Here is a 23,526-nt window from a genome sequence, read left to right on the forward strand (position 1 = left end):
CCTCACTCGTGGTGGTCGAAGGCCTGGAAGCCGGCCAGCTTGACCAGGCTGTCCTTGCGCGCCGTGTTGTAGTCGGCTTCCACCATTTCCTTCACCAGCTCGGCCAGGCTGGTCTTGGGCGTCCAGCCCAGCTTCTCCTTGGCCTTGGTCGGGTCGCCCAGCAGCGTCTCCACCTCCGTGGGCCGGTAGTAGCGCGGGTCCACCTTCACAATCACGTCGCCGGGCTTGCACTTGGCCTTGTATTCACCGTTCACCGTGTCCACGGCCTGGACGATGCCCACTTCCTTGTCGCCCTCGCCCTCAAAGGCCAGGGTGATGCCCAGCTCCTTGGCCGCAAAGTCCACAAACTGGCGCACGCTGTACTGCACGCCGGTGGCAATCACAAAGTCCTCGGCCTGCTGCTGCTGCAGCATCAGCCACTGCATCTCGATGTAGTCGCGGGCGTGACCCCAGTCGCGCAGCGCGCTCAGGTTGCCCAGGTACAGGCACTCCTGCAGCCCTAGGGCAATGCGGCTGATGGCCCGGGTGATCTTGCGGGTCACGAAGGTCTCGCCGCGCAGCGGGCTCTCGTGGTTGAACAGCACGCCATTGCAGGCGTAGATGCCATAGGCCTCGCGGTAGTTGACCGTGATCCAGTAGGCGTAGAGCTTGGCCACCGCATAGGGGCTGCGCGGGTAGAAGGGGGTGGTCTCCTTCTGGGGGATCTCCTGCACCAGGCCGTAGAGCTCGCTGGTGCTGGCCTGGTAGAAGCGCGTCTTCTGGGTCAGGCCCAGGATGCGGATGGCCTCCAGGATGCGCAGTGCGCCGATGCCGTCGGCGTTGGCGGTGTACTCCGGCTCCTCGAACGAGACGGCCACATGACTTTGCGCGGCCAGGTTGTAGATCTCGTCGGGCTTCACCTTCTGGATGATGCGCACCAGGCTGGTGGAGTCGGTCAGGTCGCCATAGTGCAGGATGAAGTTGCGGTTGTCGACATGCGGATCCTGGTACAGGTGGTCGATCCGGTCCGTGTTGAACAGGCTGCTGCGGCGCTTGATGCCGTGCACCACGTAGCCCTTCTTCAGCAGGAACTCGGCCAGGTACGCGCCGTCTTGGCCGGTCACGCCGGTGATGAGGGCAACTTTATGTTCCATGGTGTTTGCTTGCACTTGACTTCAGGTCGATCAGCATTGCTTGTCACTTGACCGCGTTGACCGCGGCGGCGCCCAGACCCAGCTGGTAGATGATCTGCGACCAGTCCTTGAGCGACTGCACCAAGGTGGTCTTGTTCATCTCTTCCGGCACGAAGATGGTGTCACCCGGCACGGCGGTGAGAGAGGCCAACGAGCCGGAGCTGAACCAACTGCTGCTCTGCAGGTTGCTGGTCACGCTGCCATTGGCGCGGATGACGAAGGCACTTTTCTCGTCTGCGCCGCGGGTGGGGCCGCCGGCCTGATCCAGGTAGTCGCCCAGCACCTTATTGGGCGCATAGAGAAAGCTGCCTGCGTTGAAGACACTGCCGAACACGCCCACCGAGGTCGGCTTGGCAGGGATATAGATGCGGTCACCGTCTTCCAGCGCCAGGTCGGGCAGCTGGGTGGTGTCTGGTGTGATCTGGAGCACCAGTCGGCCGGTGGGCTTGACCCTCTTCAGCGTGGTGATCAGCTTGGAGATTGCATCCTGGTTGGCTGTGGCCGCCTTGGCCTCGTCGGCGCTGGCGGCTCGCTGTGTGCTGGCGCTGCGGGTCAGGTCCACTTGCAGATCACGCAGAGCGCGGGTGTAGTTGTCGACCTGTTCCTTCAGGACACTGGCGCGACTGAATTGGGTGCCGAAGACGTAGGCGTTGGGCGACAGGCCTCCGGCGGCCTTCAGCGCATCCTGCAAGGTGGCCCGTGCGGGCAGCACATAGGCACCCGGATGCGCCACTTCACCTTCCACCACCACGCGGCGGTTGCGGTTGTCCTGCGCCGCCCTGGCGTCCACGATGCTGGTCACGCGGATCACATCGCCCGCGAGCAGCGGCTCACGGTACCCGGCCGGCAGAGGCACGCGGTTGGCGTAGCTGCCATCCCGGTCCTTCAGGCGCTCGATCGTCACGCTGCTGGAGTCGGCGACGGAGTTCAATCCCCCCACATTCTCGATGGCGTCCTTGAGGGTCTCGCCCGGCTTGAGCTCGACGATGGCCTGCTGATTGACGCTGCCCAGCACGGCGACCTCGGCGCCCACTGGGCCGACATAAACGACGTCATCGGGTTGCAGCACCACATCGGAGTTGCGGTTGCCGTGCACCAACAGGTCGTAGAGGTCGAAGTTGACCGGCGTCTGACCCCGCCGCTTCAGCTGGATGTTCCGGTAGGAGCCTGCCGCCGACGGCCCCCCTGCCTTGCTCAGGGCGGCAGAGATCGTCGAGAGGCTGTTGAGCGAGTAGAGGCCCGGGTTGGTCGCAAAGCCGGTGACATAGACCCGGATGCCACGCAGCTGCGCCAGCGATACGGTCACGTCGAAATTCTTGAATTGCCGGGCCACCCGCTGCCGGATCACGTCCGGCACGTCGGCATAGCGCACGCCGGCCACCATGACTGGACCCACGCGGGGGACGACGATCCGGCCGGAGCGGTCCACCACCAGCCTCAGGTCTGCATCGACAGAGCCGGAGATGGACAACTGCAGCTCGTCGCCAGGGACCAACAGGTAGTCTGCAGGCACCAGTGGCGACGCGTCGCTGCCGTCAGACGAGGCGCCACTCAATAGCTGGCTGCCCAGTCTGTGAACGAAAGGCTGATCGGGATCAACCATTTTCTGGACGTACTTTTCGAACTCGCCGGCCGCTGTTGCGGGTGAAGGCCTTTCCGAATTAGAGGGCTCCGCACCTGTCACCCCCAGCGGTGTTTGCGTAGCCCCTGGCTGCTGAATCGTGATGATGCTGGGCGTCGGTGCGGCTGATGCTCCGGTTGTTCCCGAGCTGCTGCCGGAACGCCCCAATGAGGGCACGCCGACGGGCGTGCTTCCTTGATTGCTGTCGCCGGAAAGGGAGGGAATCAGTTGCGCCTGGGCGGGCAAGGCGACCAGTGCCAGCAGTGTGCAAGCAAGTGCGGCAACGCGCTGAAATCCGTGCAGACCTTTAAATCGGTCGTGAGCAAGTGGAAACATGGATCGGCAAGTGTGGGATCACGGGTGAACACCAGAAGTGGCACACGTGACCGGGCAATGAATCAGATCTCCGTCGCTCACAAAGAGTGGGACGAACGGAACAGCGCGCGGATTGTATGGCAGGGTTCCCCCTTGCATTGGTTAACATGACGGCATGGCGAGTTTTGTCGCGGCCCTCGGTGTGGCCTGGTTTTTCACGTTGCTGGTTCTGAGGGTGTCCAAGCGGTTTGCTCACCTCACCAACGATCACGATCTGGATGGACCGCAGAAGATCCATGCCTCGCCGGTGCCCCGCGTGGGTGGGGTGGGCATCTTCCTCGGCTGTCTCGTGGCCATCGGGCTGGCGGGCGAGCGTTCGGGCGGTTGGCTGATGGCCTGTGCCATTCCGGCCTTCGGCACCGGGCTGTGGGAGGATCTGACCAAACGCATCAGTCCCCGCATGCGCCTGACGGCCACGGCGGTGTCGGCGCTGGCTGCTGGCTATCTCCTGGGGGCCCTTCTGAAGCGGGCTGACCTCTGGGGGCTGGACTGGCTGCTCACCTTCACCCCGTTGGCGGTGCTGCTCACCGTGCTGGCGGTGGCAGGCATTGCCAACGCCATCAACATCATCGATGGCTTCAACGGCCTGGCCTCGATGTGCGTGGTGATCATGCTGGCCGGGATTGCCTATGTGGCCCAGGCCGCCGGGGATCCCCTGGTGTTCCGACTCGCGCTGGTGGGGGCGGGCGCGGTGCTCGGCTTCTTCCTCTGGAACTACCCTGCAGGCTACATCTTCCTGGGCGATGGCGGGGCCTACTTCCTGGGCTTCTACGTGGCTGAACTCGGCATCCTGCTCATCACCCGCAATCCCACGGTGTCGCCGCTGTTTCCCCTGCTGGTGTGCATCTACCCGGTGTTCGAGACCCTGTTCTCGATCTACCGGCGCATCGTGGTCCGGGGGCGTTCGCCCAGCATGCCCGACGGCATCCACCTGCATTCCCTGGTCTTCAAGCGACTGGTGCGGTGGGCAGTGGGCTCTTCGGACGCGCGTCTGCGCACCCGCCGCAACTCCATGACCTCGCCTTACCTCTGGGTGCTTTGCATGTTGTCCGTCTTTCCAGCGGTGCTGTGCTGGGACAGCACCGAGTGGCTGCTGGCTTTCCTGCTGCTGTTCAGCACCGGCTATGTGTTGCTGTATTCCCGCATCGTGCGCTTCAAGACGCCGCGCTGGATGATCCTTCGGCGCTGAAATTCGGCGCCTCCGACGCTCCGGTGGCGCTTGCGGGATAATGGAAGGCGATGAATACCGTCACCACGCAAGGCGACACCGGCACCCCGGTGGAAGTCGCCCCCCCGCCCCGCTTCGACACCCTCCCTCTGGATCCCAAGCTGCTGCGCGCGGTGGCCGATCAGGGCTACGCGACGATGACGCCCATCCAGGCCAAGGCCATTCCGGTGGTGCTCAGCGGTCGGGACGTGATGGGTGCCGCCCAGACGGGAACGGGCAAGACGGCGGCCTTTTCCATCCCGCTGCTGCAGAAGATGCTGCGGCACGAGAACGCCAGCGCCTCGCCGGCCCGCCACCCGGTGCGTGCCGTGGTGCTGGCGCCCACCCGCGAGCTGGCTGACCAGGTGGCGCAGAACGTCAAGTCCTACGCCAAGCACACCAACCTGCGGGTGGCGGTGGTGTTCGGCGGTGTGGACATGAAGCCTCAGGCGGCCGAGCTCAAGGCCGGTGTCGAGGTGTTGATCGCCACCCCGGGGCGCCTGCTGGACCACATCGAGGCCAAGAACTGCGTGCTCAACCAAGTCGAGTACGTGGTGCTGGACGAGGCGGACCGGATGCTGGACATCGGCTTCCTGCCGGATCTGCAGCGCATCCTGAGCCACCTGCCCAAGGGCAACCGCCAGACCCTGCTGTTCTCGGCCACCTTCTCGCCCGAGATCAAGCGCCTTGCCTCCAGCTACCTGAAGGACCCGGAGCTGGTCGAGGTGGCGCGTCCCAATGCGACGGCCTCGACGGTGGAGCAGCGTTTCTTCAGTGTGTCCGACGACGACAAGCGACGCACCATCCTGAAGCTGCTGCGCGACCGTGACATCAAGCAGTCCATTGTGTTCGTCAACTCCAAGCTGGGCGCCGCCCGCCTGGCCCGCTCCTTCGAGCGCGACGGCCTGCGCACCGCGGCCCTGCATGGCGACAAGTCCCAGGATGAGCGCCTGAAGTCCCTGGCCGCTTTCAAGGCCGGTGAGGTGGATCTCCTGGTGGCCACCGACGTGGCCGCCCGCGGTCTGGACATCGCCGACCTGCCGGCCGTCTTCAACTTCGATGTGCCGTTCAATGCGGAAGACTACGTCCACCGCATCGGTCGCACCGGTCGTGCTGGCGCGTCGGGCATCGCGATGACGCTGGTCACCCGCGAGGATGCCCGCCTGGTGGCCGACATCGAGAAGCTGATCAAGAAGAAGATCGAGCTCGAGGCGATCGAACTGGATGACGACCGTCCCCGCCGTACCTCGTTCCGTCCGCGGGAGGAGCGAGAGGAGCGGTCGTCGTCGGCATCGGCCGCGCCGTCGGCGCCGCGTCGCAGCGACAGCCGTGCATCGCGCGATCCCTTCTTCGACCAGCCCTACGACGCGGGCGAACGTGCCGAGCCGGCGGCCTGGGAGCGCAACGCGCCTTCCCAGCCTGCCGCAGCGGCAGGGCGCACCTCGCCCAACATCCGGCCCAAGCGCAAGGTGGCCGCCTTGCTGGGCGGCGGCTCCAAGGCCTGATCGGGCCCGGAGCTCAGTTGGCCAGCCAGAGGAACACTGCGGGGAGCTTCTCCGGCATCGTCGGCAGGGGCGCGCTGCGCCACTGTGACACGCTGCGCGTCTGGCAGAAGCCCCCAGGCGAGGTCAGGCCGCAGGCCACGCTCAGGCGCGTGCCAGGCTGCAGCAACTGCACCAGGGATTCCAGCAGGGCCTGGTTGCGGTACGGCGTCTCGATGGCCAGCTGGGTCTGGCCTTCCTTGCGGGATCGTTGCTCCAGCTCCCGCACGCGCTGTGCCCGCTCGGCCGCGTTCTGGGGCAGGTAGCCTTCGAAGGCGAAGCGCTGGCCGTTGAGGCCGCTGGCGGCCAGGGCCAGGGTCAGCGAACTGGCGCCGGCCAGCGGCTCCACCGTCACGCCGGCTTCATGGGCTGCTTGCACCAGGGCGGCGCCCGGGTCGGCCACGGCCGGCAGCCCGGCGTCCGAGAGCAGGCCCATATCCTGCCCGGCCAGTGCTGGTGCCAGAAGTTCGCGCCAGGCCGTGGGCTGGATGGCGGCCCCCGGATCGCCCTTGCGGGGCCTGGGCAGCTCCGCCATCGAGAGCGCTTGCAGCGGCTGGGCCAATGGATGGATCTCTCCGACCCGCTTGAGAAAAGCGCGTGCGGTCTTGGCGTTCTCCACCACCCAGGCCGACAGGCCGGCAGCCCGGCGCAGGGTGGCATCCGAGAGGACGTCCTGCAGCGGCACGGGGTCCGTGCCCAGGTCCAGTGCATTGGGCACCAGCACCAGCCGGCCCGTGGTTCGTGGCGTGTTCATCGCGCCCCCATCAGCGGGTCCAGCCCTGCACTGCGCAGCAGGGCGCAGGTGCGGATCAGGGGCAGGCCGACCAGGGCGGTCGGGTCGTCGGATTCGATGGCCGACAGCAGTGCGATGCCCAGGGTCTCGCACTTGGCGCTGCCAGCGCAGTCGTAGGGCTGCTCCAGCCGGAGGTAATGCTCGATCTCGGCATCGTCCAATGTCCGGAAGCGCACCTTCACCGGCGCCAGTTCGGTTGCCTCGAAGCCGGTGTCGGCGCGCACCACCGCCACCGCGGTCTGGAACACGATGGTCTGGCCGCTCATGCGACGCAGCTGGGCCACGGCACGCTCGTGTGTGCCGGGCTTCCCGACCGGCTCGCCATCGACATCCGCCACCTGATCGGAGCCGATCACCACGGCATTCGGATGCAGTCGGCTCACGGCGCGGGCTTTGGCCAGGGCCAGACGCAGGGCCAATGCGGCCGGGGTTTCGCCGGGCAGGGGGGTTTCGTCCACCTGGGGCGAGACGCTCTCGAAGGGCAGGCGCAGGCGCTGCAGCAGTTCCCGGCGGTAGCGGGACGTGGAGCCCAGGATCAGGGAGGGAAGGGGCGATGCAACCATGGGGGCATTCTCCCATCGGTGCCGAACGCCCGCCGCTACACTGCCGGCATGACCACAGCAGCGGACCCCCGAAAACTCGACATGGCGCGCAGCGCGCGCGACGCAGACCACCTGCAGGGGGAGTGGCCTCTGGCCAGCCTGCCGCGGCTGGCCGAAGTGCACGTTGGCGACGTGCCGGTGCCGCCGGTCCGGTGGTCGGCTCAGGCCGAGCTGCGGCCGGTGCTTGGGGGCGAGGGGGAGATCTGGCTCCATCTGCAGGCCAGCGCCGAGGTGGCCATGCCGTGCCAGCGCTGCCTGGCTCCGGTGCGCCTGCCGGTGTCGGTGGACCGCTGGATCCGCTTTGTGGCGGGTGAGGCACAGGCCGAGGCCCTGGATGCCGAGAGCGAGGACGATGTGCTGGCTCTGCCGCGCTGGCTGGATCTGGCCGAGCTGATCGAGGATGAGCTGCTGCTGGCGCTGCCCATCGTGCCTCGCCACGACGTCTGTCCAGCGCCCTTGCCGATCCCGGAGCAGCCGTTGGAGGAGGAGGGCGATGCTCGCCCGAACCCCTTCGCGGTGCTGGCCCAGCTCAAGTCCCGCTCCTGAGTCTTTCGGGGTTTGCCAAGTATCTGCTATACTTTCTGGCTTTCCGCGTTCCTGGTGCCTCTTGAAGGCGCAGGCAGTGCGGGGCGGGGTGTTGTGTTGCCGGTGTGTTGCCTGGCATGCATCTGACCTCGGGCCCTGCCAGATGCGGGTCAGTCACTCGGGCAAGTCTTTCAACTGTTTGCCCTGTTCGCCGGAACCCCGGCGTCCCAGGAGAGTTCCATGGCCGTTCAGCAAAACAAGAAGTCGCCTTCCAAGCGTGGCATGCACCGTTCGCACAATGCCCTGACCCAGCCGGGCACGGCCGTTGAGCCGACCACCGGTGAAGTGCATCTGCGTCACCACATCAGCCCGAACGGTTTCTACCGTGGACGCAAGGTCCTGAAGACCAAGGCGGAAGCCTGATTGTCACGGGGCGGCCGAGGGGTGCCTGTGCGCAGGTGTCTCCCTCGCAAAGGCCGCCCGGTGGCTGCATGTTGAAGTCAATCGGGCCCTCGGGTCTGAGCTCCCCTTGTCCGAGACTGTTCCCAGCCTGACCCCCTTGAGCCGCGTGCGCATCGCCGTGGACTGCATGGGGGGCGATCATGGGCCCTCGGTGACCTTGCCGGCTTGCAAGGCCTTTCTGGCCACGCATCCGCAAGCTGAGCTGCTGCTGGTCGGCACGGCGGAGGCCCTGGCGCCTGCCGTGGGCTGGGCACGGTGCACGCAGGTCACGGCCACCGAGGTGGTGGCCATGGACGATCCTGTCGATGTGGCGCTTCGCCGCAAGAAGGACTCGTCCATGCGGGTGGCCATTTCCCAATTGAAGTCGGCCGACGAGCAATCGCCTGCCCTGGCGGATGTCTGCGTGTCCGCCGGCAACACGGGGGCCCTGATGGCGCTGGCGCGCTATCTGCTCAAGACGGTGGACGGCATTGACCGGCCTGCGATCGCTTCCGTGCTCCCCAACGAGCACGGTGGCTTCACGACCATGCTGGACCTCGGGGCCAACGTGGACTGCACGCCCGAGCACCTGCTTCAGTTCGCCGTCATGGGATCTGCCCTGGTGGCTGCGGTGGACGGGCGGCCGGATCCGACCGTCGGCCTGCTGAACATCGGTTCCGAGGTGATCAAGGGCAGCGATGTCATCAAGCGCGCCGGAGATCTGCTGCGCGCGGCGGCCGCTGGCGGTCACCTCAACTACCACGGCAATGTCGAGGGCAACGACATCTTCGAGGGCACGACCGATGTCGTGGTCTGCGATGGCTTTGTCGGCAATGTGGCGCTGAAGACCACCGAAGGCCTGGCGCACGCGCTGTCCCAGTTCATCCGCGAGGAGTTCACCCGCAACTGGTGGACGAAGCTGGCTGCCCTGGTGGCCTTGCCGGTGCTCAAGCGTTTCCGTGCACGGGTGGATCCCCGGGGCTACAACGGTGCCGCCCTGCTTGGCCTGCGCGGGCTGGTGTTCAAGAGCCATGGGGGCGCGGACGCCTACGCCTTCGAGCGGGCCCTGGTGCGCGCGCATGATGCTGCCCGCAACCGCTTGCTCGACCAGGTGCGGGGCCGTATCGTGGACACTCTCCAATCCATGCCCATCCAGCCGGCCGACGAATTCGTGCGTCCGGCTGCCTGACTTTTCTCCTCGCCATGACATTGCCGCGTTTCTCTCGCATCACCGGCACGGGCAGCAAGCTGCCTGAGCGCCGCGTCAGCAACGATGAACTGGCGGCCGAGCTGGCCGGGCGGGGTATCGAGACTTCCGACGCATGGATCGTCGAGCGAACCGGCATCCGCGCGCGCCATTTCGCCGCGCCGGATGTCACGTCCAGCGATCTCGCGGCCGAGGCGGCCCGCCATGCGATGGATGCTGCGGGTGTCCAGGCGGCCGACATCGACCTGGTGATCGTTGCCACCTCGACGCCGGACATGGTCTTTCCGTCCACGGCCTGCATCGTCCAGCGCAAGCTGGGCATCCAGCAGGGGGCGGCCTTCGATCTGCAGGCGGTGTGTGCCGGGTTCATCTACGCCCTGAGCGTGGCGGATTCGATGATCCGCAGCGGCACGGCGCGCCGTGCGCTGGTGATCGGCGCCGAGGTCTTTTCGCGCATCCTCGATTTCAGCGACCGCACCACCTGCGTGCTGTTCGGCGATGGCGCGGGTGCGGTGGTGCTCGAGGCCTCCGACGAACCGGGCATCCTGGCCACCCGCTTGCACGCCGATGGTCGGCATGCCGAGGTGCTGTGCACCCCCGGGCATGTGTCCGGCGGTCAGGTGATCGGGCGCCCCTTGCTGCACATGGATGGGCAGGCGGTCTTCAAGTTGGCCGTGCATGCGCTCGACCATGTCGCACGCGAGGTGCTGGAGGCCGCGGGTCGCCAGGCCTCCGACGTGGACTGGCTGGTGCCGCACCAGGCCAACATCCGGATCATGCAGGGCACGGCCCGCAAGCTGAAGCTGCCGATGGAGCGCATGGTGGTGACCGTGGACGAACACGGCAACACCTCGGCAGCGTCGATTCCCCTGGCGCTGGATGTCGCTGTGCGCAGCGGCAAGATCCAGCGGGGAGACACCCTCATGCTAGAAGGGGTCGGGGGCGGTTTCACCTGGGGCGCGGCGCTGATCGACTATTGAGTCGGCGGCCCGGCGCATCCATTTCCAAGCTGTCACAGGCCATGAGCAAATTCGCAGTCGTTTTCCCCGGCCAGGGATCCCAATCGGTGGGCATGCTGGATGCCTGGGGAGATCATCCCGAAGTCGTCCGCACCGTGGACGAGGCCAGCCGCGTGCTGGACCGGGACCTGAAGTCCCTGATCCATGAAGGCCCCAAGGAGCAACTGGACCTGACCACGAACACCCAGGTGGTGATGTTGGTGGCAGGGTTGGCGTGCTATCGGGCCTGGGTGGCCGAGACCGGCCTGACGCCCGTGGCCATGGCCGGGCATTCCCTGGGGGAATACACCGCGCTGGTGGCCGCTGGCGGCCTGACCCTGGCCGATGCCTTGCCGCTGGTGCAGTTGCGCGCCCAGGCCATGCAGGAAGCCGTGCCGGTGGGCACGGGGGCGATGGCCGCCATCCTGGGGCTGGAGTCCCAGGTGGTGCGGGCCGGTTGCGCCGAGGCGGCCCAGGCCACCGGCGAGGTGGTCGAGGCCGTCAACTTCAATGATCCCAAGCAGACGGTGATCGCGGGCACCAAGGCTGCCGTGGACGCTGCCTGTGTCACCCTCAAGGGCATGGGGGCCAAGCGTGCGCTGCCCCTGCCGGTGTCGGCGCCTTTCCACTGCAGCCTGATGAAGCCGGCGGCCGAAGTGCTGAAGACCCGTTTGGCGACCACGGCGTTTGCCGAGCCGGCCATTCCGGTCATCAACAACATCGATGTCCAGGTCGAGAAGACCGCGGACTACATCCGCGATGCGCTGTACCGCCAGGCTTTCGGCCCGGTGCGCTGGGTGGAGGTGGTGCGTGCCCTGCGGGCCCGTGGCGTCACCCATGTGGTGGAATGCGGCCCCGGCAAGGCGCTGTCGGGCATGGTGGCGCGCATTGACGCCGAGCTGGTCACGGGCCATGTGTCCGACCCGGCCTCCCTGGAGAAGACGAAGGAATTGCTGGCATGAGTGAGACGACCGTCCAGATCGCCCTGGTGACCGGGGCCACCCGCGGCATCGGCCGCGCCATCGCCCTGGCCCTGGCCCAGCGTGGCTACCGGGTGATCGGCACCGCCACCAGCGAGGCCGGCGCCCAGAGCATCGCTGAAGCCCTGTCGGCCTTCCCGGGCTGCGAAGGCCTGTGTCTGAACGTCAACGACGCCGCAGGCGTCGATGCGGCCGTCGAGCAGATCGTCAAGGCCCATGGAGGCCTGCATGTGCTGGTCAACAATGCGGGCATCACCCGCGACCAGCTGGCCATGCGCATGAAGGACGAGGACTGGGATGCGGTGCTGGACACCAACCTCAAGGCGGTGTTCCGCATCAGCCGGGCGGCCATCCGTCCGATGATGAAGCAGCGCTTCGGCCGCATCATCAGCATCACGTCGGTGGTCGGTGCCTCCGGCAACCCCGGTCAGGCCAACTACGCAGCCGCCAAGGCGGGTGTGGCCGGGATGACCCGTGCTCTGGCGCGCGAACTCGGCAGCCGCAACATCACCGTCAACTGCGTGGCCCCGGGCTTCATCGCCACCGACATGACCGAGGTCCTGCCGGAAGCCCAGAAGGCGGCGCTGATGCAGCAAATCCCCCTGCAACGTCTTGGAAAACCCGAGGAAATCGCCCATGCTGTGGCTTTTCTTGCGTCGGCCGAGGCGGGCTACATCACCGGAACAGAGCTGCACGTCAACGGCGGCATGTTCATGAACTGAGTCCCTTGGTCGGAGAGCTGGGTCTGCCAGCGTAGAATCCGGCCGTTTTACTACGCAATCCCTCCTGGAGGAGTCATGAGCGATATCGAAGCACGCGTCAAGAAGATCATTGCCGAGCAGCTGGGTGTTCCCGAAGCCGACGTCACCAACGAAAAGGCCTTTGTGGCCGACCTGGGCGCCGATTCCCTGGACACCGTCGAGCTGGTGATGGCCCTCGAGGACGAGTTCGGCATCGAAATCCCCGATGAGGAAGCCGAAAAGATCACGACCGTGCAGCTGGCGATCGACTACGCCAAGGCCCACGCCAAGGCCTGATCGGCCCTGGGTTGTTTTCTGATCCGATCTCACGCATGACCCGTCGACGCGTTGTAATCACCGGCATGGGGCATATCAGCCCCGTCGGCAACACGGTGTCCGAAGGCTGGACCAACCTGCTCGCAGGGAAGTCCGGCATCGCGCCGATCACGAAGTTCGATGCTTCCGGCATCGCCTGCCAGTTCGCAGGCGAAGTCAAAGGCTTCAATGTCGAGGATTACATCCCCGGCAAGGATGCCAAGCACATGGACACCTTCATCCACTACGGTGTGGCTGCGGCCATCCAGGCGGTGAAGGATGCGGGTCTGCCCTCGAGAGAGGAACTGACCGAGGAGCAGGCCGAGCGCATCGGCTGCATGATCGGTTCAGGCATTGGCGGTCTGCCCGAAATCGAGGCAACCGCCCGGACGGTGGTGGAGCGCGGCCCTCGCCGCATCTCCCCGTTCTTCGTCCCGGCCTCGATCATCAACATGATCTCCGGGCATGTGTCCATCCACTTCGGTTTCACCGGCCCCAATCTGGCCGTGGTGACGGCCTGTACGACGGGCCTGCATTGCATTGGCCAGTCGGCCCGCATGATCGAGTGTGGGGATGCCGACGTGATGGTGGCCGGTGGTGCCGAATCCACCGTGAACGTGCTGGGCGTGGGGGGCTTCGCGGCCGCCCGGGCCCTGTCCACCCGCAACGACGACCCCGCGACCGCTTCCCGCCCCTGGGACAAGGACCGCGATGGTTTTGTGCTGGGTGAAGGCGCTGGCGTGATGGTGCTCGAGGAGTACGAGCACGCCAAGAAGCGCGGCGCCAGAATCTACGCCGAGGTGATCGGTTTCGGCATGAGTGCCGATGCTTATCACATGACGGCACCCAATGTGGACGGTCCCAAGCGGTCCATGAAGGCGGCGCTGCGCAACGCGCAGATCAACCCCGAGGACGTCCAGTATCTGAACGCCCACGGGACCTCCACGCCGCTGGGGGATCTCAACGAGACCAATGCCATCAAGCTGGCCTTCGGTGACCACGCCAAGCGCCTGGTGGTGAACTCGACCAAGTCCATGACCGGCCACCTGCTGGGCGGCGCGGGCGGCATCGAGTCGGTGTTCTCGGTGCTGGCGCTGCACCACCAGATCTCGCCGCCCACGATCAACATCTTCAACCAGGATCCGGAATGTGACCTGGACTACTGCGCCAACACGGCGCGTGAGATGAAGATCGACGTGGCGGTCAAGAACAACTTCGGCTTTGGTGGCACCAACGGGACGTTGGTGTTCCGGCGCGTCTGAGCGCGTCGCCACATTCCGAGGCGGGCTGCATGCGTGCCGCTCCGCCCACCACCTGGCCTCTGGCCCGCCAGGGTTTCTGGCGGCTCGCCCATGCCACGGTGCCCGCGCTGGCGGGGGCCTCCCTGGGCGGGGCACTGGCACCTTGGCCGCTGCCGGCAGCCCTCGGCGCAGCGGCGCTGGCGGCCGTCCTGGCCGACCGGCTGTGGCAGCGTCGGCAACCCGCCGTGCTGACATGGGATGGCGTGCAGTGGCAGCTTGACGCTCGCGAGGGGTCTCCTCGGGGCCGGGCATCGCTGATCTGGGACGGCGGCCGATGGCTCATGGCCCGTTGGCACGACGGTGCCTCTCTTGCCGATCGTTGGCTGCTGCTTGACCGGACCGATGGCGCTTCGGCGGCGGGATGGCATGCCCTCAGGGTGGCGCTGGTGCAAGGGGCCGGTGCGCGGTCCGCTGTCTCGCCCGGCACTTCCTGCGTGGAGGTGGCATGACCCCGCAGGCCGATGCCGACGCCATCCTGGTCGAGCGCGTCAAGCAGGGCGATGTGCGTGCCTTCGAGATGCTGGTGGTCAAATACCAGCGTCGCATTGAGCGCCTGATCGGGCGCATGGTGCGCGACAGCGACCTGGTGTTCGACATCGCCCAGGAAACCTTCATCCGGGCCTACCGGGCCTTGCCGCAGTTCCGGGGCGAGTCCGCTTTCTACACATGGTTGTACCGGATTGCGGTGAACACGGCGAAAAAGGCCCTGGCCGATCTCAAGCGGGACCCTGTCATCACCGAGGCGGCGTTGGCCATCTCCGGTGACGACGATGAAACTTCCTCTTCGCAAACGGAACAAACCGACATGGCCACGCCAGACGCGGTGCTGGCCAGCAAGGAGATTGCCTCGACGGTGAACGCCGCGATCGATGCCTTGTCGGAAGATTTGCGTCAGGCCATCACGCTGCGAGAAATCGAAGGCTTGAGCTACGAGGAAATTGCGGAAGTGATGAATTGCCCGATCGGCACGGTGCGATCGAGGATTTTTCGTGCCCGCGAGGCGATTGCCCAGCGACTCAGACCCTTGCTGGACACGCGCGATGGTGAACGTTGGTGAGGCCTGTTGGCTGCTGGAGTGTCAGAGATGATGTCGGAGCCCCTGAACGAACGTGACGTGGTGCGTGCCTGCCTGTCGGCCATGGCCGATGGCGAGGCCACGGAAGGCGAGATGCGACAGGCCTTGCAGGCTTGGCGCGACGACGAGGATTGCCGTGCCGACTGGCATGGTTACACCCTCATCGGGGACGCCATGCGCTCGGACGACTTGGCCAGTTCTGGCGGCGGACACGATGCCCATTTCCTGAGTTGCCTGCGCGCTCGGCTGGCCGACGAGCCGGTCGTCCTGGCGCCGATGGCCCCGGTGGGTGCTCCGGAAGCGCCGGCGCCCTCCAACGTGGTGCCCCTGCGTGCTGGCGTGCGCTGGCGGCGCGCGCTGGTTTCCCATCGCGGGTGGACGACGTCCGCGGCCGTGGCAGCCGGTTGCGTGATGGCGGTCGGTGCCGCCATGGTCTGGCGTTCACCCGTGTCCGGCGTGGCGCCGGCAGGTGTCGAACTGGCCCAGGTGCAGCCCGTGGCCATGCCCGCCTCCATGGCCGAGGTGGCAGCCACCATGCCCATGCAGCGCAACCCGCAGTTGGACCGCTACCTGATGGCCCATCGGCAGTTCGCACAGGGGCCGGCGCTGGCCGCTCCCGGTGGCATTCGTCAGGTCGCCCTGAGTCCGGATGGTGAGTGAAGTCCTGAGGCGGAACCAGCACATGCAGGGGTTCGTTGTGCGCGGCTGGCACAGGCCGCTGCTGGCCGGGGCGATGGGTGTTCTGATGTTGGCTTCCGGCAGTGTTCGGGCGGCGGGAGCGAGTGCCGCTGCACCGTCAGACGCTGCCAGTGAGCCGGTCCTGACCGCCAAGGCTTGGCTGATGCGCAGCCAGGCCGCCGCCTCGACGCGCAACTACCAGGGTACCCTGGTGTTCACTGGCGGTGGTGCCGTCAGCAGTTCGCGCGTAGCCCACTATTGCGAAGGTTCTCAGCAGTACGAGCGCGTGGAGGCCCTGGACGGCGAGTCGCGCAGCATGTGGCGGCACAACGATCTGGTGCAGACGGTCTGGCCGCGGGTCCACATGGCGGTGATCGAGCAGCGCGATCCGCGAGCGATGTTTCCCGCCCTGCTGTCGGGCTCGGGTGGCAAGCGGGTGCTGGAATGGTACGAACTGCGCTCCCTGGGGCATGACCGGGTGGCCGGTTACGACGCCGATGTGGTGCTGCTGAAGGCCAAGGACAACATCCGGTTCAGCCAGCGGTTGTGGGCTGAGCGGCAGACGGGGCTGCTGCTGCGCTCCGAGATGCTGGGACTCAACGGCCAGCCGCTGGAGTCGGCGGCGTTTTCCGAACTGTCCATCGGCGTGAAGCCCCAGCCGGAAGCGGTGGTTGCGGCGATGCGCAAGCTCGACGGCTACCGCGTCTTGCGGCCGACCGTTCAGGCCGCCACCCTCGAGGGTGAGGGCTGGAGCATGAGCAGCCTGCCCCCGGGCTTCCGGGAGGTGCACTGCGCCAAGCGCAGCCTCGATCCCATGGACACTCCAGGGGCCCCCACCGTCTTGCAGGCCATCTATTCGGATGGCCTCACCCACGTCTCCCTGTTCATCGAGCCCTACCAGCCCGCGCGCCACCAGGGCGAGGTCAGTGTCACCATCGGCGCGACCCACACACTGATGGGGCGACGGGACGACTACTGGGTGACGATCATGGGCGATGTCCCGCCGGAGACCTTGCGGCGTTTTGCCGCCGCACTCGAACACAAGCGTTGAGTCCACCGGCCGGACCCGGCGCACCACAAGACCAACAGGGCCGTGCGAGGCCCATCGTGCAGAGAGGAGAATGCATGCGAGCTCTGGCTTTCGCGGGTGGATCCATCCGCTGGCGCCGTTCCCTGGGGGCGATCTGCCTGGGGCTGGGGGCCGTGTTGGCGTCTTCGGCAACCCTGGCCGCCGAGCCGGTGACCCGGATGCTGCCCGACTTCACCGACCTGGTGGAGCAGGTGGGGCCGGCCGTGGTCAACATCCGCACCGAGGAGAAGGTGCATGTGGATCCCCGCAGCGCCCAGATCGACCCGGGCATGGAGGAACTGTTCCGGCGCTTCGGCATCCCCCTGCCGCGCGTGGTGCCGCGCGGGGATGACAACGGGGAATCGGACGATGAAGAACCCACCCGCCGCGGTGTGGGGTCCGGCTTCATCCTGAGCGCCGATGGCCTGATCATGACCAATGCGCACGTGGTGTCGGGTGCGGACGAACTGACCGTCACCCTGCCCGACAAGCGCGAGTTCAAGGCCAAGCTGGTGGGTGCCGACAAGCGTTCCGATGTGGCCCTGGTGAAGATCGACGCCACGAACCTGCCCACCGTGAAGATCGGTGACGTGGGCAAGCTCAAGGTGGGCGAGTGGGTGATCGCCATCGGATCGCCGTTCAACTTCGAGAACACCGTCACCGCGGGCATCGTCAGTGCCAAGCAGCGCGACACCGGTGAACTGCTGCCCTTCATCCAGACCGATGTGGCCATCAACCCGGGCAATTCGGGGGGGCCGTTGATCAACATGCGTGGCGAGGTCGTCGGCATCAACTCGCAGATCTACAGCCCCTCGGGTGGCTATGCCGGCATCTCGTTTTCGATCCCCATCGACGAGGCCATGCGGGTGGCGGACCAGCTGCGCACCAACGGCCGTGTCGTGCGCGGTCGCATCGGGGTCATGATCGCCGAGGTCACCCGCGAAGTGGCCGAGTCGATCGGTCTGGGCAAGCCCCAGGGCGCCATGGTGCGGGCCGTGGAGCCGTCGTCGCCAGCGGAGAAGGCCGGCCTGGAAGCCGGTGACATCATCGTCAAGCTCGATGGCAAGCCGCTGGAGAAATCCTCCGACCTGCAGCGCGGCATCAGTGCCATCAAGCCGGGCACCAAGGTCACCCTGCAGGTGTTCCGTCGCGGTGTCTTCAAGGATGTGCCGGTCACTGTGGGCGAGTTCGAGCCCGAGAAGCCGGCGACCCAGGACGGGGAAGGGGCGGCGCCCAGCCGCAACATCCTCGGGCTGACCGTCGACGACCTCAGCGATGCCCAGAAGCGCGATCTGCGTCTGAAGAATGGCGTCCAGGTGGTGAAGGCCGAGGGGCCGTCGGCCAAGTCGGGCTTGCGCGAGGGGGACGTGGTCCTGACCATCGAGAACACCGAGATCCGCGACGCCAAGCAGTTCGCGGCCATCGTGGCCAAGCTGGACAAGAAGCAGCGGGTCACCTTGCTGGTGCGGCGGGGGGACTGGGTCAACTATGTGATCGTCCAGCCGGGCGGGCGCTGAGCCAGAGCGGTGTTTGGTTGACTGTCTCGGAAGGTTTTTTCATCAGGCGAAAGCCGCGTCTTCCGGGACCCGGGGTCGGGTCCTCGGTTTCCCCTCTGAACTGTGAATAAACTGTTGATAACTTGGGTGCCTGGAAGGCGGCAAAGCCGCTTTCCTGCCACAACGGGGCATTGCGGGAGGGGGCTTTTGGCTACAATGAAAGCCCAACAAGCAGTTGCCATACGTTTTGTTGGAAGGCGCGTCTCCTCTTTGGACGTGCCTTTTTTTTAGCCGCTGTGCCCGCGGCGCGCCCTGCCGAATTCCAACCCGGGCAGGGGCGCCAGACAGCCCTCGCACCGACCCACATTGCCATCGTCCTGGCCTCCTGACACCAGGCCCTTCCGACGGCCCATCGCCGAATTTCTCACCGCATGGACCACATCCGAAATTTCTCCATCATTGCCCACATCGACCACGGCAAGAGCACGCTGGCGGACCGCCTGATCCAGCGCTGCGGTGGTCTGAGTGACCGCGAGATGGAAGCCCAGGTGCTCGACTCGATGGACATCGAGCGCGAGCGCGGCATCACCATCAAGGCGCAGACCGCCTCGCTGCAGTACAAGGCCCGGGACGGCAAGGTCTACAACCTGAACCTGATCGACACCCCGGGGCACGTGGACTTCTCCTACGAGGTCAGCCGCTCCCTGTCGGCCTGCGAGGGCGCGCTGCTGGTGGTGGACGCCTCGCAGGGCGTGGAAGCACAGACGGTGGCCAACTGCTACACCGCGCTGGACCTGGGCGTGGAGGTGATCCCGGTCCTGAACAAGATGGACCTGCCCCAGGCCGATCCGGACCGGGCCAAGGAAGAGATCGAGGACGTGATCGGCATCGATGCATCCGGTGCCATTCCGTGTTCCGCCAAGACCGGTCTGGGCATCGACGACATTCTGGAGGCCGTGGTCACCCGCATGCCGCCGCCCAAGGGCGATGCCGGCGGCCCGCCGCGGGCCATGGTGATCGACGCCTGGTTCGACAACTACGTCGGCGTCGTGATGCTGGTGCGCATGGTCGATGGCCAGCTGGGCAAGGGTGAGCGCATCCGCATGATGGCCACCAACGCGGTCTACCCGATCGAGCACCTGGGTGTGTTCACGCCCAAGAGCGAGAACCGGGATGCCCTGCGGGCCGGCGAGGTGGGCTTCATCATCTGCGGCATCAAGGAGCTGGCCGCAGCCAAGGTGGGCGACACCGTCACGCTGGAAAAGAAGCTGCCCAACAACGCCGGCCCGGCCACCGAGGCCCTGCCGGGCTTCAAGGAAATCCAGCCGCAGGTGTTCGCCGGCCTGTACCCCAGCGAGGCCAGCGAGTACGACCAGCTGCGCGACGCGCTGGAGAAGCTCAAGCTCAACGACAGCTCGCTGCGCTTCGAGCCGGAAGTCTCCCAGGCGCTGGGCTTCGGTTTCCGTTGCGGTTTCCTGGGCCTGCTGCACATGGAGATCGTGCAGGAGCGTCTGGAGCGCGAGTTCGACCAGGATCTGGTGACCACCGCCCCCAGCGTGGTCTATGAGGTGGAGCTGGGCGACGGCGAGGTCATCGAGGTGGAGAATCCCTCCAAGATGCCGGACCAGGGCCGCATCCGCGAGATCCGCGAGCCCATCGTCACGGTGCACCTCTACATGCCACAGGACTATGTGGGCGTGGTGATGACGCTGTGCAACCAGAAGCGTGGCGTGCAGCTCAACATGGCCTACCACGGCAAGCAGGTCATGCTGACCTACGAGCTGCCGCTGGCCGAGATCGTGCTGGACTTCTTCGACAAGCTGAAGTCCGTCTCGCGCGGCTACGCCTCCATGGACTACGAGTTCAAGGAATACCGCGCCGCCGACGTCGTGAAGGTGGACATCCTGATCAACGGCGACCGCGTCGACCCGCTGGCCATGATCGTGCACCGCAGCCAGAGCGCCTACCGCGGCCGCGCGGTGGCCGCCAAGATGCGCGAGCAGATCCCGCGCCAGATGTACGACGTGGCCATCCAAGCGGCCATCGGCGCGAACATCATCGCGCGCGAGAACATCAAGGCGCTGCGCAAGAACGTGCTGGCAAAATGCTACGGCGGCGACATCACCCGCAAGCGCAAGCTGCTCGAAAAACAAAAGGCCGGCAAGAAGCGCATGAAGCAGATCGGCACCGTCGAGGTGCCGCAGGAAGCGTTCCTCGCCATTCTCCAAGTGGATGACTGACACCCCCATGAGTGCATTGACCGCCGTGCTGTACGGCGCCCTGATCGTCTACCTGGGCGGTTGGTATCTGGATCTGTGGTTCGGCAACTTCGCGTTGCTGCTCTTCATCCTTTCCGTGGTCACCGGCTTCTACTGGGTGGCCGAGAAATGGCGCTTCAAGCCCCAGCGCGAGGCCGCCGCCCGTACGCTGGAGGCCCAGGACGCCGCCCGGCGCACCGAGCTGGCCAAGCTGGGCATCGACAAGGTCGATGGCGACATTGCCGCGGCACGCGAGCAGCTGCTGCGCCAGCCCTGGTGGCTGGATTGGACTGCTGGCCTGTTCCCGGTGATCATCGTCGTCTTCGTGATGCGCTCGTTCCTTTTCGAGCCCTTCAAGATCCCCTCGGGCTCGATGATTCCGACGCTGCAGGTGGGCGACCTGATCCTGGTGAACAAATTCCACTACGGCATCCGCCTGCCGGTGATCGACAAGAAGATCATCCCCAACCACGATGTGGCCCGGGGCGACGTGGTGGTGTTCCGCTACCCGGTGGATCCGCGCCTGGACTACATCAAACGGGTGATCGGCGTGCCGGGCGACGAGGTGTCCTACCTGAATGCCCAGCTCAAGATCAACGGCCAGCCGGTGCCCACCCAGCCTCTGGGCGACGCCTACGACGACGAGAGCATGCGCTACATGTCCCAGTTCTCGGAGAAGATCGGCCCGGTGCAGCACAACATCCAGCGCCGTCCGCAGGTGCTGCCCTTCAATGTGGACGCGCCGCGCCAGTTCCCCTTCCGCGAGAACTGCCGCTACAGCATCGAAGGTTTTGTGTGCAAGGTTCCTGCCGGTCACTATTTCATGATGGGTGACAACCGGGACAATTCGGAAGATTCGCGATACTGGGGCTTCGTGCCGGACGAGAACATCGTGGGCAAGGCCTTCTTCGTCTGGATGAACTTCCGCAACCCCAGCCGCATCGGCGGCTTCCAATGAGGTGAACCCCATGGCGATCCGCACCTGGTCCGACCGTTCTGTCACTGCCGCAGGCCGCCAACGCGGTCTGTCGATGCTGGGCATGCTGTTCTGGGCCGTGCTGATCGGGATGTGCGCGGTGCTCGTGATGAAGGTGTTTCCCACCCTCAACGAGTACTTCACCATCCAGCGGGCGGTGCAGAAGATCGCCGACTCGGGCGTGTCCACCGTGCCGGAGATCCGCAAGGCCTTCCAGGCCCAGCAGGACATCGAGTACTCGATCAGCTCCATCGGCCCGAACGATCTGGAGATCGACACCAGCGGCGACCGCGTGAAGATCAGCTTCGCCTATGACAAGGAGATCGAGCTTTTCTCGCCGGTCTTCCTGCTCATCAAGTACCGCGGCGGCAACCGCTGAGGAACGGCGCAGATGACGGTGTCGGGACGTGACGAGCTGCTGCAGCAGCGCCTGGGCCACCGCTTCCAGCGGCCCGAGCTGCTGCGACGTGCGCTGACCCACCGCAGCTATGGTGCGGAGCACAACGAGCGCCTGGAATTCCTGGGCGACGCGGTGCTCAGCCTGGCCGTGTCGCGCCTGCTGTTCGACCGCTTCGGCGATTCCGACGAAGGGGACCTGACCCGCGTGCGGGCCCACCTGGTGCGCGAGGACAGCCTGCACAAGGCCGCCCTGCAGTTGCACCTGCCCGAGGTGCTGCGCATGTCCGAGGGCGAGGCCAAGGGCGGTGGGGCCCAGCGCGCGTCCATCCTGGCCGACGCCATGGAGGCCGTCATCGGTGCCGTCTACCTGGACGGTGGGCTGGAGGCGGCACAGGGCCTGGTCCAGCAGCTCTTCGGCGAGGTGATCACCTCCACGACGGCGGAGAGCTGGCGCAAGGACGCCAAGACCGAACTGCAGGAATGGCTGCAGGGCCGGCGGCTGCCGGTCCCGTCCTACCGCATTGTGGCCACCCGGGGGCAGGCCCACGCTCAGACCTTCGAGGTCGAATGCGCCGTGCCCAGCCTGGGCAAGGCCCAGACCGGCGAAGGGCGCTCCCGCCGTGCCGCCGAACAGGAGGCCGCCCAGAAGATGCTGGCGCTCCTGCAAGCCGAGGACGGCGGGCGCCCGGGCGCGCGCGACTGACCTCTCTTTTCGCCGGCGGCCCTGCACGGGCCTGCCGGATCGCTTGATCCCGTGGGTGGCGCCAATGCGCGGCCCGCAACCACCCTTTTCGCCGCACAATGACCCACGTGGAACCCGACCAGCCCTTTTCCCTGCCGCCCTCCGAAGTCGATGGCCAGCCCACCCGCTGTGGCCTGATCGCCATCGTCGGCCGTCCCAACGTGGGCAAGTCCACCCTGATGAACGCCCTGGTGGGGCAGAAGATCAGCATCACCTCGAAGAAGGCGCAGACCACCCGCCACCGCATCACCGGCGTGCGCACGGTGGACGAGGCGCAGTTCGTCTTCGTGGACACCCCGGGCTTCCAGGTCAAGCACGCCAACCCGCTCAACCGCACCCTCAACCGCACGGTGCAGTCCACCCTGTCGGACGTGGACATCGTGCTGTTCCTGGTGGAGGCCGGCCGCTTCGGCATGGACGACGCCAAGGTGCTGGCGCTGATCCCTGAGGGCAAACCCTGCGTGCTGATCGCCAACAAGCTGGACACCGTGCAGCGCCGGGCCGATCTGCTGCCCTGGCTCAAGAGCATGCAGGAGCGCCACGCCTTCAGCGAATTTGTGCCCATGTCGGCCCAGAAGCAGGCCGATGTGGACCGGCTCTTTGCCATCCTCAAGCCCTACCTGCCCCAGCAGGAATGGTTCTATGACGAGGACGCGCTGACCGACCGCAGCGAGAAGTTCCTGGCCAGCGAGATCATCCGCGAGAAGCTCTTCCGCCTGACCGGCGATGAGCTGCCCTACACCTCCACCGTCGTGATCGACAAGTGGGACGAGGAGGGCGCCTTGCGCCGCATCGCCGCCACCATCGTCGTCGAGCGCGACGCCCACAAGGGCATGATCATTGGCGAGAAGGGCGAGCGTCTCAAGCGCATCGGCACCGAGGCCCGCCAGGAGCTGGAACGCCTGATGGAGGCCAAGGTCTTCCTGGAGCTCTTCGTCAAGGTGCGGTCCGGTTGGGCCGCCACCGAGGAACACCTGCGCAGCTACGGCTACGAGTGAGCGCGCCGGCCCCGGCT

The 23,526-nt window shown here is 66.2% G+C and carries 23 protein-coding genes; 19 read left to right on the forward strand and 4 right to left on the reverse strand.

Annotation, left to right across the window (positions count from 1 at the left end; genetic code table 11):
* Positions 1-2 precede the first annotated feature (2 nt).
* Both gmd and LRM40_RS05375 read right to left on the reverse strand, forming a co-directional pair.
* Positions 3-1,133, reverse strand: a complete 1,131-nt coding sequence (gene gmd, locus LRM40_RS05370) for a GDP-mannose 4,6-dehydratase (protein WP_151123446.1) — start codon at positions 1,131-1,133, stop codon at positions 3-5.
* A gap of 43 nt (positions 1,134-1,176) precedes the next feature.
* Entirely contained in the window at positions 1,177-3,129 is a 1,953-nt protein-coding gene (locus LRM40_RS05375; protein WP_151123447.1) for an SLBB domain-containing protein, read from the reverse strand.
* A 154-nt stretch (positions 3,130-3,283) separates the two neighbouring features.
* On the opposite strand from LRM40_RS05375, the gene LRM40_RS05380 reads away from it, so the two are divergent.
* Positions 3,284-4,357: an MraY family glycosyltransferase gene (locus tag LRM40_RS05380; protein WP_151123448.1), complete on the forward strand. Its 1,074-nt coding sequence runs from the start codon at positions 3,284-3,286 to the stop codon at positions 4,355-4,357.
* A gap of 50 nt (positions 4,358-4,407) precedes the next feature.
* Positions 4,408-5,880, forward strand: coding sequence for a DEAD/DEAH box helicase (locus tag LRM40_RS05385; RefSeq protein ID WP_151123449.1), 1,473 nt, complete (start codon positions 4,408-4,410; stop codon positions 5,878-5,880).
* A 13-nt stretch (positions 5,881-5,893) separates the two neighbouring features.
* On the opposite strand, the gene LRM40_RS05390 is transcribed toward LRM40_RS05385, so the two are convergent.
* Both LRM40_RS05390 and LRM40_RS05395 read right to left on the reverse strand, forming a co-directional pair.
* Positions 5,894-6,670 carry an SAM-dependent methyltransferase gene (locus tag LRM40_RS05390; RefSeq protein WP_151123450.1) on the reverse strand — a complete coding sequence of 259 codons (777 nt, stop codon included), beginning with the start codon at positions 6,668-6,670 and terminating at the stop codon, positions 5,894-5,896.
* Positions 6,667-7,272, reverse strand: coding sequence for a Maf family nucleotide pyrophosphatase (locus LRM40_RS05395; protein ID WP_151123451.1), 606 nt, complete (start codon positions 7,270-7,272; stop codon positions 6,667-6,669). Before LRM40_RS05395 ends, LRM40_RS05390 begins: the two co-directional genes overlap by 4 nt.
* Positions 7,273-7,353: 81 nt before the next feature.
* On the opposite strand from LRM40_RS05395, the gene LRM40_RS05400 reads away from it, so the two are divergent.
* The 17 genes from LRM40_RS05400 (at position 7,354) to era (ending at position 23,509) form a co-directional block, all read left to right on the forward strand.
* Positions 7,354-7,857, forward strand: a complete 504-nt coding sequence (locus LRM40_RS05400) for a YceD family protein (protein ID WP_231067735.1) — start codon at positions 7,354-7,356, stop codon at positions 7,855-7,857.
* Between the two features lie 219 nt (positions 7,858-8,076).
* Positions 8,077-8,259 (forward strand): 50S ribosomal protein L32, encoded by a 183-nt coding sequence (gene rpmF, locus LRM40_RS05405; RefSeq protein WP_022983104.1) that lies wholly within the window; start codon positions 8,077-8,079, stop codon positions 8,257-8,259.
* A 127-nt stretch (positions 8,260-8,386) separates the two neighbouring features.
* Positions 8,387-9,466, forward strand: coding sequence for a phosphate acyltransferase PlsX (gene plsX, locus LRM40_RS05410; RefSeq protein ID WP_170288826.1), 1,080 nt, complete (start codon positions 8,387-8,389; stop codon positions 9,464-9,466).
* Positions 9,467-9,486: 20 nt separating this feature from the next.
* A complete protein-coding gene (locus tag LRM40_RS05415) occupies positions 9,487-10,464 on the forward strand; it encodes a beta-ketoacyl-ACP synthase III (RefSeq protein WP_151123518.1) in 978 nt (325 codons plus the stop codon).
* A gap of 41 nt (positions 10,465-10,505) precedes the next feature.
* Entirely contained in the window at positions 10,506-11,444 is a 939-nt protein-coding gene (gene fabD / locus LRM40_RS05420) for an ACP S-malonyltransferase (RefSeq protein WP_151123453.1), read from the forward strand.
* On the forward strand, positions 11,441-12,184 hold the full coding sequence (fabG, locus tag LRM40_RS05425; RefSeq protein WP_151123454.1) for a 3-oxoacyl-ACP reductase FabG: 744 nt from the start codon (positions 11,441-11,443) through the stop codon (positions 12,182-12,184). Before fabD ends, fabG begins: the two co-directional genes overlap by 4 nt.
* 75 nt (positions 12,185-12,259) lie before the next feature.
* Positions 12,260-12,499 carry an acyl carrier protein gene (gene acpP, locus LRM40_RS05430; protein WP_022983099.1) on the forward strand — a complete coding sequence of 80 codons (240 nt, stop codon included), beginning with the start codon at positions 12,260-12,262 and terminating at the stop codon, positions 12,497-12,499.
* A 35-nt stretch (positions 12,500-12,534) separates the two neighbouring features.
* Positions 12,535-13,779: a beta-ketoacyl-ACP synthase II gene (fabF, locus tag LRM40_RS05435; RefSeq protein ID WP_022983098.1), complete on the forward strand. Its 1,245-nt coding sequence runs from the start codon at positions 12,535-12,537 to the stop codon at positions 13,777-13,779.
* A gap of 484 nt (positions 13,780-14,263) precedes the next feature.
* Positions 14,264-14,875: an RNA polymerase sigma factor RpoE gene (gene rpoE, locus LRM40_RS05440; RefSeq protein ID WP_151123455.1), complete on the forward strand. Its 612-nt coding sequence runs from the start codon at positions 14,264-14,266 to the stop codon at positions 14,873-14,875.
* A gap of 27 nt (positions 14,876-14,902) precedes the next feature.
* Positions 14,903-15,553: a sigma-E factor negative regulatory protein gene (locus LRM40_RS05445; RefSeq protein ID WP_151123456.1), complete on the forward strand. Its 651-nt coding sequence runs from the start codon at positions 14,903-14,905 to the stop codon at positions 15,551-15,553.
* Positions 15,543-16,622, forward strand: a complete 1,080-nt coding sequence (locus LRM40_RS05450; RefSeq protein ID WP_151123457.1) for a MucB/RseB family sigma factor regulatory protein — start codon at positions 15,543-15,545, stop codon at positions 16,620-16,622. The genes LRM40_RS05445 and LRM40_RS05450 overlap by 11 nt, the downstream gene beginning before the upstream one ends.
* A gap of 74 nt (positions 16,623-16,696) precedes the next feature.
* On the forward strand, positions 16,697-18,157 hold the full coding sequence (locus LRM40_RS05455) for a DegQ family serine endoprotease (RefSeq protein WP_151123458.1): 1,461 nt from the start codon (positions 16,697-16,699) through the stop codon (positions 18,155-18,157).
* A 410-nt stretch (positions 18,158-18,567) separates the two neighbouring features.
* On the forward strand, positions 18,568-20,376 hold the full coding sequence (gene lepA, locus LRM40_RS05460; protein ID WP_151123459.1) for a translation elongation factor 4: 1,809 nt from the start codon (positions 18,568-18,570) through the stop codon (positions 20,374-20,376).
* Positions 20,377-20,383: 7 nt separating this feature from the next.
* Complete coding sequence (gene lepB, locus LRM40_RS05465) at positions 20,384-21,352, forward strand: signal peptidase I (RefSeq protein WP_151123460.1); 969 nt, start codon at positions 20,384-20,386, stop codon at positions 21,350-21,352.
* Between the two features lie 10 nt (positions 21,353-21,362).
* The gene (locus LRM40_RS05470) at positions 21,363-21,749 is read left to right on the forward strand and encodes a DUF4845 domain-containing protein (RefSeq protein WP_151123461.1); all 387 of its coding nucleotides are present in this window, start codon (positions 21,363-21,365) and stop codon (positions 21,747-21,749) included.
* Positions 21,750-21,761: 12 nt separating this feature from the next.
* A complete protein-coding gene (gene rnc, locus LRM40_RS05475) occupies positions 21,762-22,472 on the forward strand; it encodes a ribonuclease III (RefSeq protein ID WP_151123462.1) in 711 nt (236 codons plus the stop codon).
* 98 nt (positions 22,473-22,570) lie between these two features.
* Positions 22,571-23,509, forward strand: coding sequence for a GTPase Era (gene era / locus LRM40_RS05480; protein WP_151123463.1), 939 nt, complete (start codon positions 22,571-22,573; stop codon positions 23,507-23,509).
* The last annotated feature ends 17 nt before the right edge of the window (positions 23,510-23,526 follow it).

Source organism: Ideonella dechloratans (assembly GCF_021049305.1).
Taxonomy (GTDB): Bacteria; Pseudomonadota; Gammaproteobacteria; order Burkholderiales; family Burkholderiaceae_C; genus Ideonella; species Ideonella dechloratans.

Excerpts from the sequence above, each read along its gene's own strand:
- gmd (WP_151123446.1), bottom strand. The coding sequence starts at position 1,133 with ATGGAACATAAAGTTGCCCTCATCACCGGCGTGACCGGCCAAGACGGC.
- LRM40_RS05375 (WP_151123447.1), bottom strand. The coding sequence starts at position 3,129 with ATGTTTCCACTTGCTCACGACCGATTTAAAGGTCTGCACGGATTTCAG.
- LRM40_RS05380 (WP_151123448.1), top strand. The coding sequence starts at position 3,284 with ATGGCGAGTTTTGTCGCGGCCCTCGGTGTGGCCTGGTTTTTCACGTTG.
- LRM40_RS05385 (WP_151123449.1), top strand. The coding sequence starts at position 4,408 with ATGAATACCGTCACCACGCAAGGCGACACCGGCACCCCGGTGGAAGTC.
- LRM40_RS05390 (WP_151123450.1), bottom strand. The coding sequence starts at position 6,670 with ATGAACACGCCACGAACCACGGGCCGGCTGGTGCTGGTGCCCAATGCA.
- LRM40_RS05395 (WP_151123451.1), bottom strand. The coding sequence starts at position 7,272 with ATGGTTGCATCGCCCCTTCCCTCCCTGATCCTGGGCTCCACGTCCCGC.
- LRM40_RS05400 (WP_231067735.1), top strand. The coding sequence starts at position 7,354 with ATGGCGCGCAGCGCGCGCGACGCAGACCACCTGCAGGGGGAGTGGCCT.
- rpmF (WP_022983104.1), top strand. The coding sequence starts at position 8,077 with ATGGCCGTTCAGCAAAACAAGAAGTCGCCTTCCAAGCGTGGCATGCAC.
- fabD (WP_151123453.1), top strand. The coding sequence starts at position 10,506 with ATGAGCAAATTCGCAGTCGTTTTCCCCGGCCAGGGATCCCAATCGGTG.
- fabG (WP_151123454.1), top strand. The coding sequence starts at position 11,441 with ATGAGTGAGACGACCGTCCAGATCGCCCTGGTGACCGGGGCCACCCGC.
- acpP (WP_022983099.1), top strand. The coding sequence starts at position 12,260 with ATGAGCGATATCGAAGCACGCGTCAAGAAGATCATTGCCGAGCAGCTG.
- fabF (WP_022983098.1), top strand. The coding sequence starts at position 12,535 with ATGACCCGTCGACGCGTTGTAATCACCGGCATGGGGCATATCAGCCCC.
- rpoE (WP_151123455.1), top strand. The coding sequence starts at position 14,264 with ATGACCCCGCAGGCCGATGCCGACGCCATCCTGGTCGAGCGCGTCAAG.
- LRM40_RS05445 (WP_151123456.1), top strand. The coding sequence starts at position 14,903 with ATGATGTCGGAGCCCCTGAACGAACGTGACGTGGTGCGTGCCTGCCTG.
- LRM40_RS05450 (WP_151123457.1), top strand. The coding sequence starts at position 15,543 with ATGGTGAGTGAAGTCCTGAGGCGGAACCAGCACATGCAGGGGTTCGTT.
- LRM40_RS05455 (WP_151123458.1), top strand. The coding sequence starts at position 16,697 with ATGCGAGCTCTGGCTTTCGCGGGTGGATCCATCCGCTGGCGCCGTTCC.
- lepA (WP_151123459.1), top strand. The coding sequence starts at position 18,568 with ATGGACCACATCCGAAATTTCTCCATCATTGCCCACATCGACCACGGC.
- lepB (WP_151123460.1), top strand. The coding sequence starts at position 20,384 with ATGAGTGCATTGACCGCCGTGCTGTACGGCGCCCTGATCGTCTACCTG.
- LRM40_RS05470 (WP_151123461.1), top strand. The coding sequence starts at position 21,363 with ATGGCGATCCGCACCTGGTCCGACCGTTCTGTCACTGCCGCAGGCCGC.
- rnc (WP_151123462.1), top strand. The coding sequence starts at position 21,762 with ATGACGGTGTCGGGACGTGACGAGCTGCTGCAGCAGCGCCTGGGCCAC.
- era (WP_151123463.1), top strand. The coding sequence starts at position 22,571 with ATGACCCACGTGGAACCCGACCAGCCCTTTTCCCTGCCGCCCTCCGAA.